Genomic DNA, 8,200 nt, shown 5'->3' on the forward strand with positions numbered 1-8,200 from the left:
CTCCGGCGGGCGGCCGGGGGCCGCGCCCGGCGAAGGCGGCCGCAGTCGGCAGGAGTTCCACCACTCCAGCGGACGCCATCCGGACGTGACCTGCGCCGAGTGGCCGACGGCGCCGCCGTGCGGGCCACTGACCCGTCTCTGTCGACGCTTCACCCTCACAGCCGGGCGGCCTGGCGCCCCGCCGGGACCCGTGAGCCGGGTGCCACTCGCCCACCACGGCGACCACGATGGTGTCCGCTGGAGTGGTGGAACTTTCGGCGGCCGCGGCCGCCGTGGGCGGGCGGTCGAAGGCGAGCTGCCGACAGGCAGGGCACCGGTCGAGGCGCCGATGCAGGGGCAGGGCCGCCCCGCGCCGCGACGACCGCACCAACCCGGTCGGACAGAAACGCCACCACTCCAGCAGACGTGACCGCGTCCATGCACACGCCTGCCGCCCGGAGTGCCGGCCCTGGACCGACCGAGGCCGGTTTCGGCCGAACCTCCTTCGACATTCCAGACAGCCCCACAAGAGGACCTCTCGGCGCGGAGGCGGAGTGCACGCAAAAAGCTGGAATTCCACGTGGCAACGGACGGTGTCCGCGCCCTCTGTATAGGTGACGGGCGCGGCGCCGCGCCGCCTCCCCGCCCCCGTCGGTGCCCGAGAGGAGCCGGAATTGCCACGACCGCATCCGCCCCGGCGTCCGTCCGCGATCCGCCACCACCGCATCCAGGGCGCCTGGTCGCCCCGCCAGGTGGCCCGCCTGGCCCAGCTCACCGCCGAGGTCCTGGCGGGGGAACGCACACCCGTACAGGTGGAGCCCCTCCTCGAACCGAGGCCGTACTCGATGCTCTGCCGCAGGGCAGGGGCCTTCCGCGAACGCACCCGGCCGAGGGTGCTGCGGACGTGGGTGCATCCGCAGGGGCCGTCGGTGGCCGAAGTGGCGGCGCTGATCGGCTGCGGCCGACGCCGACGCGTCCTGGCCTTCCGCCTCGCACGCAAAGACGGGATGTGGGTGTGCACCGACCTGGAGACCGACGTCGGCAAGAGCTAGCCCGGCGCCCTGCGCCGACCCGTGGCCCGGAAACCGTTCCGGCCGCGGGTTCCCTCGCTTCCCACTTCCCGGGAAGAGCGGCCCGGGAAGGCCGTGTCCGCCGGAGTCGTGGGACATCGGCACCCCACCGGCCCCCGCACCGTCGGCCCCGGGGACAGGGACGGGGGCGGGGAGGTGACGCCGCTTCGGAGGACGTGGCCGCCGTGGCGCGGACCGGCCCCCTATTCCCGGAGTTCCACCCCGCGGGTGGGGCGGGTCACCGGGCGGTGGTGCCCGTGTCGCCGCCGAACGGCATACTTCTGGGTGTGACTCACCGCTACCTCGACCTCTCCGCCCCCATCGGTCTGGCCCACCGGGGCGGCTGGCTGCGCGACGGCTCCGGGAACGTGCGCACCGAGCTGGAGAACACCGCGGCCGCCTTCCAGCACGCGGTCGACCTGGGCTACCGGTACCTGGAGACCGACGTCCACGCCACCCGCGACGGCGTGCTCGTGGCCTTCCACGACGACACCCTCGACCGCGCCACCGACCGCGAGGGCGCCATCGCCGCCCTCCCCTACGCCGAGGTCGGGCGCGCGCGGGTGGGCGGCAGCGAGCCGGTCCCGGTGATGGAGGAACTCCTGGACGCCTGGCCCCGCGCGCGCTTCAACATCGACGTCAAGTCCGACGCCGCCGTCGAGCCCCTCGCCGACGTGCTGCACCGCACCAGGGCCTGGGACCGGGTCTGCCTGGGCTCGTTCGACCAGCGCCGCCTCGACCGGGTCCGGCGCCTGATGGGCCCCCGCGTGGCCACCTCCTGCGGCCCCGTCGACGTCGCCCGGCTGCGCGTGGCCTCCCTCCATTCCGCCCTGCGCCCGCTCGCCCGCCGCGGCGTGCAGTGCGTGCAGATCCCCACGCGCATGCACGGCTTCCCCGTGCTCAGCCGCGACCTGATCGCCGCGGCCCACCGGCTCGGCATGCAGGTGCACGTGTGGACCGTCAACGACACCGGCGTCATGGAGCGCCTCCTCGACGCCGGGGTCGACGGCATCGTCACCGACAACACCACCGGGCTCCGCGACGTCCTGGCCGCCCGCGGCGCCTGGCCCGCGCCCCCGCGGGACGGCCGGACGGCCGCGACACCCGCCGCCGGCACCGCCCCCGTCGCCGCCGACCAGGACGGACCCCGCACCAGATGACGACCGCCTCCCCCGCACCCGCCCCCGGCAACACCCCCTCCCCCGACCCCGCCCAGCGCAAGCGGGAGCAGCGGGGCTGGTACATGTACGACTGGGCCAACCAGGTGTTCATCACCTCGGTGGTCACCGTGCTCATCGGCCCCTACCTGAGCGGCCTGGCCTGCGCCGCCGCCGGGGCGCCGGACACCGCCGTGTGCACCGGCGGCCCCTACTACGTGTATCCGCTGGGCATCAGGCTGCACGCGAACGCCCTCTACCCGGCGGTGACCACCACCGCGATCCTGCTGCAGATCCTGCTGCTGCCGGTGGTCGGCGCGCTGGCCGACCGCTCCCGGCACAAGAAGCGGTGGCTGTTCTGGCTCGCCTTCACCGGCTCGGTCGCGGTGAGCCTCCTCTACCTCGCCGGGGACCGGTGGCTGCTCGCCGCGGCCCTGTTCCTGGTGGCCAACGTGGTCTACGGCGCCTCGCTGGCGGTCTTCAACTCCTTCCTGCCCGAGATCGCCACCCCCGACGAGCGCGACCGGGTCTCCAGCACCGGCTGGGCCCTGGCCTACCTGGGCGGGGCCACGATGCTCGCCGCCCACCTGGCCCTGGTGCTGATGGCCGACGACCTGGGCCTGGGCCAGGCCGACGCGGTGCGCATCGCCTTCGCCTCGGCCGGAGTGTGGTGGGCCGGGTTCACCGTGCTGGCGCTGCGGCCGCTGCGCAACCGCTACACCGACCTGGCCCTGTCCGCCCGCCGCCCCACACCGAAGCTGACGGTGGTGCAGTTCGCCCAGACCATCAAGGGGATGCGCCGCTACCCGCAGACGCTGCTGTTCCTGCTGGCGTTCATCTTCTTCAACGACGGCATCCAGGCCGCCGTGCGCTACGCCGCCCCGTTCGCCACCCAGGACCTGCGCATCGGCCAAGAGGTCATGATGGGCACGATCCTGATGATCCAGTTCGTGGCGTTCGGCGGCGCGCTGGCGGTGGGCCGCCTGGCGCGGGTGATCGGGCCGAAGAACGCGGTGCTGTCCACGCTGGGCGTGTGGTGCGTGCTGGTGACCCTGGGGTACCTGCTGCCCGCGGGCGAGCCGGTGCTGTTCATGGCGCTGGGCGTGGGCATCGCCCTGGTGCTCGGCGGCTCACAGGCGCTGGCGCGGGCACTGTTCTCCCAGCTCATCCCCAGCGGCCGGGAGGCCGAGTACTTCGCCGTGTACCAGATCAGCGACCGGGGGTCGACGTTCCTGGGCTCGCTCGCGGTGACGATCGCGGTCACCCTCACCGGCGGCTACCGGGTCGCGATCTTCTCCTTGATCGCCTTCTTCATCCTCGGCGGGGTCCTGCTGTGGAAGACCGACTTCCGCAAGGGCATCCGCGACGTGGGCAATGAGGAGCCCGAACGGGTCTGAGGCGTCCGCCCCGGGCCGCCGGGCCCGGGGCGGCGCCCCCTACCCCTTGACCGCGCCCCGGGTGATGCCCTCGACGAAGCTGCGCTGGAACACCACGTAGACCACGACGATGGGGGCGATCACGATCAGGCTCGCCGCGGCGAGCAGCGGGACGTCGGTTCCGTACCGCCCCACGAACAGCCCCAGGCCGGTGGGCGCCGTGCGCATGGACGGGTCCTGCAGCATCACCAGCACCAGCAGGAACTGGTTCCACGACCACATGAACACCAGCACCGTCAGGGTGGTCACCGCGGGCCGGGACACCGGCAGCAGCACCCGCCACAGCACGGTGCCGTCGCGTGCGCCGTCCATGCGCGCCGACTCCACCAGCTCGCGGGGCACCCCGGCGAAGTGGGACTGCATCCAGTAGACGCCGAACGGCAGGAAGAGCGCCACCTCGGCCAGCACCACCCCGAGGTAGGCGTCGGTCAGGCCGACCTCGCGCAGGTTGTAGTAGAGCGCGATCACCAGCAGCTCGACCGGCACGGTGAGGCCGAGGACGAACCCCAGGGACAGGACCCGCCCGCCCCACACCCCCAGCACCGACAGCGCGAACCCGGCCATCGTCGCCAGCAGCACGGTCAGCGGCACCACGCCGCCGCTCACGATGAGGCTGGAGAGCATCAGGTCGCCGAAGCCGCCCTCCTCCCAGGCCAGGCCGAAGTTCTCCCAGGACCACCGGTCGGGCACGGACACCCCGTCCACCCGGCTCCCCGACGGGTGCAGCGCCGCCAGCACGATCCCGGCGAAGGGCAGCAGGACGGCCAGGGCCATCAGGTTCAGCAGCGCGTAGCGCAGGGCCTGCCCCGCGGCGCTCGGCCTCATGCGTCCTCCCTCACCAGCAGCCGGATCCCGCCGACGAACACGACGACGAGGACGGTGAGCACCACGGCCAGCGCCCCGGCCGCGCCGATGTCGCCCTCGTTGAACGCCAGCCGGTACACCAGCAGGCCGGGCACGTTCGTCGCCCCCGCCGGTCCCCCGTTGGTGGTGACGAACACCAGGTCGAAGCTGGCCAGTGCGGCGATGGTGGTGATGACGCCCGCGATGCCGATCTCCTTGCGCAGCCCCGGCAGCACCACGCTGAGGAACCGCCGGGCCGGACCGGCGCCGTCGATGGCGGCCGCCTCGTGCAGGGCGGGGTCGACCCGCTGCGCGCCGCTCATGAAGAGCATCATGCACAGCCCGCTCATCAGCCAGGTGCCGACCACCCCCAGGGCGGCCAGGGCGAACCTCTCGTCCCCCAGCCACGCCCGGCCGAGGTGGTCGAGCCCGGCCGCCCCGAGGGCCTGGTTGACCATCCCGTCGTCGCTGTACATCCACCGCCACGTGGTGCCCACGACGACCAGCGGCAGGACCTGCGGCAGGAAGAACACGACGCGGTAGAAGGCGGTCCCGCGGCGCACTCCGCCCGCGAGCAGGGCCGTCATCAGGAGCCCCAGCAGGATGGGCAGCACGGTGAAGAACACGATGAGCACGAGGGCGTTGAGGACCGCCCGCCCCAGCATCGGCTCGGCCGCCACGCGGACGAAGTTGTCCAGCCCCGCCCAGGCGGGCGGCGCGACGCCGTCCCATTCGAGGAAGGAGAACTGCAGCGTGCTGACCGCCGGGTAGACGGTGAAGGCCAGGTACACGGCCACCGCCGGGAGCAGGAAGAGCCACCCGCGCCCGCCGTTCCGGCCGGAGCCGCCGCCGTTACGGCGCGGGCCGCTCCGCCCGCCGCCCGGGGAACGGGCGCCCGTCACCGCGGGGTCACCCATGGTCGCCCTCCCATTCCTCCTGGAGGCTGCGCAGGAACTCCTCCTCGGTGGTGACCCCGGCGATGAGCCCCTGGACGCCGGGGGTGAGCTGGTCCAGCATGCCGGGGGTGGCGTAGTCGGGGAACGGCACCAGCCCCTCCTCCTCGATGACCCGGGCGAAGCCGGCGTTGATCTCCCCCATGACGCCGCCGCGCCCGCCCGCCGCCTCCGGGTCGACGGGCATGAACCCGCTCTCGGCCTGGATCCGGGCGGCCTCGGGCGAGCCGAGGTAGTCGAGGAAGGCCGCGGCCACGTCGGGGTGGTCGCTCTGGGAGGAGACCGCGTAGGAGACGCTGGAGCCGGAGGCGACCGGCACCGCCCCGTCGGGGCCGGGCATGAGGAAGAAGCCGACGTCCCCGCCCATCTCCTCGGACAGCGCCGCGGCGGCCCAGTTCCCGGTGATCAGGAACGCGCTGCCGCCCGCGGCGAAGTCGGCCTGGGCGTCGATGTCGGAGGTGGCGTTGGCCCCCTCGGACAGGTAGCCGCGCTCCACCCAGCGGGTCAGGGTGGCGGCGGCCTCCTCGGCCGCCCCGGTCCCGATGGTCGCGCCCGGGGCTCCGTAGACCCAGTCGCGGTAGTCCTGCTCCTCGCCCACCACGTTGAGCAGGGCGTTCCAGATCTGGAAGCCCCCGACCTCCAGGGCGCCGTTTCCGATGGGCGTGGTCCCCTCGGCGTGCACCCGCTCCAGGGCGTCCTCGAATCCGCCGAGCGTCCGCGGCGGCCCCTCGACCCCGGCTTCGGCCAGGATGTCCTTGTTGTAGAAGACGCCCAGGACCGAGAGCGACCCCGGCACGGCGTACAGGCTGCCGCTGCCGAACCGCTCGGCGTCCGGGTCGGAGCGCAGGGGGTCCATGGCGCTGGAGGGGAACGCCTCCTCCCACCCGTAGGCCGCGGCGTGCTTGTCGAGGTTGAGGATCAGTCCGGCCGGGACCAGTGAGTTCATCGCGCCGGTGTTGTACTGGGCGATGTCGGGCGGCTCGTCGGAGGACATGGAGAGCTTGACGGTCTTGACGTAGTCGCTGAACTGCGTCCGTTCGAGCTCGACGGCGACGTTGGGGTGGCGCCGGGTGAAGCCGTCCACCAGGGCCTCGGTGGGCGGGTCGTCGGTGTAGGCGAGCCTGAGGGTGACCGGTTCGCCGGTGATGGCGGTGGAGACGGTGTCGGGCACGTCGTCCTCGCGCACGCTCGTGGACAGCACGGCGCACGAGCCGGTGAGGACGACGGCCGCCGCCCCTGCGGCGGCCCAGGGCNGCCGCCGGGTGCCACCGGCGACGGGTGATGCTCATGCTCCCCCTCCCTGCGGATCCCCCCTTGCCGCGCCTGTCGTTCGGATCGGTTACGTACCGTACGGAACCCGTCGCGGTGCCCACAAGGGCGGGGGCGTGGCCGGGAGCGGCGGCCGGGTACGGGCGGCCGCGCGCCCGTCATGGTTCCGGTCCGGGCCCACGGGGTAACTGGAGGGCCAGGTGGCGTTCGGCCACCGAGAGGACCGACGACAGGACCACCGGGGAAGGGGCGGCGAATGCTCTTCGGCAAGGAGCACGTGCAGCGGTACCAGGAGAGCGACGGCGCCGAGGGACATGACTGGAACGGGACCACCGTCCTCATCCTCACCACCACGGGGCGGTCGTCGGGGCTGCCCCGCAGCACCCCGCTGATCTACCGGACCTCCGGGGACGCCTACGTGGTGGTCGCCTCCAACGGGGGCGCGGCCGACCACCCGCAGTGGTACAAGAACATCCAGGCCGACCCCGAGGTCCGGGTGCAGGTGCTCGGCGACCGCTTCACGGCGCAGGCCCGCACCGCCGACCGGGAGGAGAAGGAGCGGCTGTGGCCGGTGATGGCGGCCACCTGGCCCGACTACGACGCCTACCAGGCCAAGACCGACCGGGACATCCCCGTGGTCGTCCTGGACCGCGTCTCCTAAGGCGCGTCTCTCGGATCAGGCCCGTAGGGGCGCCGGCGGCGTCTGCGGCCCGGGGGAGGTACCGGGCGGCGGGCCGTCGGCCGGTGGGAACGCAGCGGGCGCCGTTCCTGGGCGCCGCGCCGCAGGGCTCATTCCGAAAGAACACGGCCCCGTGTCCTCCGCGGCCGCGACCGGGGCGTCCCGCCGGGTGGGCCCCGCGCGCCGTCTCAGCCGGGGTGCCGCTACCCTGCCCCGAGCCCGCCGTCCGTGAAGGGGACCCCGGTGCACGGGTCTCGGACCGACCCTTTATCATCGCACGGTTGGACCGCGGTAGTCCGGGGAATCTTTGAGACGGACCGGAGCGTTACATCCACGAAGACCGCTAGAGCGCCTGGAGGCATGTACACGATGGCCGAGCGAGCACTTCGCGGCACGCGGCTCGGGGCGACGAGCTACGAGAACGACCGCAACACCGACTTGGCCCCGCGCCAGGAGGTGACCTACGACTGCCCCCGGGGTCATCGCTTCTCCGTCACCTTCGCGACCGAGGCCGAGATTCCGTCGAACTGGGAGTGCCGCTTCTGTGGCGACACCGCCCTGATGGTCAACGGCGAGGAGCCCCAGGAGAAGAAGGCCAAGCCCGCCCGGACGCACTGGGACATGCTGCTGGAGCGCCGCAGTATGGAAGAGCTCGAAGAGGTCCTGGCCGAGCGCCTTGAACTGCTGCGGGCGCGTCGGCGCGAGGAGCGGGAGCACATGGAGACGGTGGCGGCGCAGCGCAAGAGCGCCTGAGGAGGGGGTGCCGAAAGGCGCGCAGCGGCGGATGTGCCGCTCGCTGTTCCACGCGAAGGGG

At 73.1% G+C, this 8,200-nt stretch carries 8 protein-coding genes; 5 read left to right on the forward strand and 3 right to left on the reverse strand.

Going from position 1 to position 8,200, the window contains the following annotated elements:
- Positions 1-653: 653 nt before the first annotated feature.
- From D476_RS0118490 to D476_RS0118500, 3 genes are all read left to right on the forward strand, one after another.
- On the forward strand, positions 654-1,031 hold the full coding sequence (locus D476_RS0118490; protein ID WP_239648753.1) for an Rv3235 family protein: 378 nt from the start codon (positions 654-656) through the stop codon (positions 1,029-1,031).
- A 305-nt stretch (positions 1,032-1,336) separates the two neighbouring features.
- Positions 1,337-2,209 (forward strand): glycerophosphodiester phosphodiesterase, encoded by an 873-nt coding sequence (locus D476_RS0118495; protein WP_017625419.1) that lies wholly within the window; start codon positions 1,337-1,339, stop codon positions 2,207-2,209.
- Positions 2,206-3,603 (forward strand): MFS transporter, encoded by a 1,398-nt coding sequence (locus D476_RS0118500; protein WP_017625420.1) that lies wholly within the window; start codon positions 2,206-2,208, stop codon positions 3,601-3,603. The genes D476_RS0118495 and D476_RS0118500 overlap by 4 nt, the downstream gene beginning before the upstream one ends.
- A 39-nt stretch (positions 3,604-3,642) precedes the next feature.
- On the opposite strand, the gene D476_RS0118505 is transcribed toward D476_RS0118500, so the two are convergent.
- From D476_RS0118505 to D476_RS33795, 3 genes are read right to left on the reverse strand one after another with little or no spacing between them, the layout of a single operon-like run.
- Entirely contained in the window at positions 3,643-4,467 is an 825-nt protein-coding gene (locus D476_RS0118505; protein WP_017625421.1) for a carbohydrate ABC transporter permease, read from the reverse strand.
- The gene (locus D476_RS0118510) at positions 4,464-5,402 is read right to left on the reverse strand and encodes a carbohydrate ABC transporter permease (protein WP_017625422.1); all 939 of its coding nucleotides are present in this window, start codon (positions 5,400-5,402) and stop codon (positions 4,464-4,466) included. The genes D476_RS0118505 and D476_RS0118510 overlap by 4 nt, the downstream gene beginning before the upstream one ends.
- Positions 5,395-6,639, reverse strand: a complete 1,245-nt coding sequence (locus D476_RS33795) for an ABC transporter substrate-binding protein (RefSeq protein WP_083939565.1) — start codon at positions 6,637-6,639, stop codon at positions 5,395-5,397. The genes D476_RS0118510 and D476_RS33795 overlap by 8 nt, the downstream gene beginning before the upstream one ends.
- Positions 6,640-6,963: 324 nt before the next feature.
- Here D476_RS33795 and D476_RS0118520 point away from each other — a divergent pair, with 324 nt between their 5' ends.
- Together D476_RS0118520 and D476_RS0118525 are read left to right on the forward strand one after the other, a co-directional pair.
- Positions 6,964-7,368 carry a nitroreductase family deazaflavin-dependent oxidoreductase gene (locus D476_RS0118520; protein ID WP_017625424.1) on the forward strand — a complete coding sequence of 135 codons (405 nt, stop codon included), beginning with the start codon at positions 6,964-6,966 and terminating at the stop codon, positions 7,366-7,368.
- A gap of 387 nt (positions 7,369-7,755) precedes the next feature.
- Positions 7,756-8,139 (forward strand): RNA polymerase-binding protein RbpA, encoded by a 384-nt coding sequence (locus D476_RS0118525; protein WP_026123636.1) that lies wholly within the window; start codon positions 7,756-7,758, stop codon positions 8,137-8,139.
- The last annotated feature ends 61 nt before the right edge of the window (positions 8,140-8,200 follow it).

Source organism: Nocardiopsis chromatogenes YIM 90109 (assembly GCF_000341185.1).
Lineage (GTDB): Bacteria > Actinomycetota > Actinomycetes > Streptosporangiales > Streptosporangiaceae > Nocardiopsis_A > Nocardiopsis_A chromatogenes.

Excerpts from the sequence above, each read along its gene's own strand:
- D476_RS0118500 (WP_017625420.1), top strand. The coding sequence starts at position 2,206 with ATGACGACCGCCTCCCCCGCACCCGCCCCCGGCAACACCCCCTCCCCC.
- D476_RS0118505 (WP_017625421.1), bottom strand. The coding sequence starts at position 4,467 with ATGAGGCCGAGCGCCGCGGGGCAGGCCCTGCGCTACGCGCTGCTGAAC.
- D476_RS0118510 (WP_017625422.1), bottom strand. The coding sequence starts at position 5,402 with ATGGGTGACCCCGCGGTGACGGGCGCCCGTTCCCCGGGCGGCGGGCGG.
- D476_RS0118520 (WP_017625424.1), top strand. The coding sequence starts at position 6,964 with ATGCTCTTCGGCAAGGAGCACGTGCAGCGGTACCAGGAGAGCGACGGC.
- D476_RS0118525 (WP_026123636.1), top strand. The coding sequence starts at position 7,756 with ATGGCCGAGCGAGCACTTCGCGGCACGCGGCTCGGGGCGACGAGCTAC.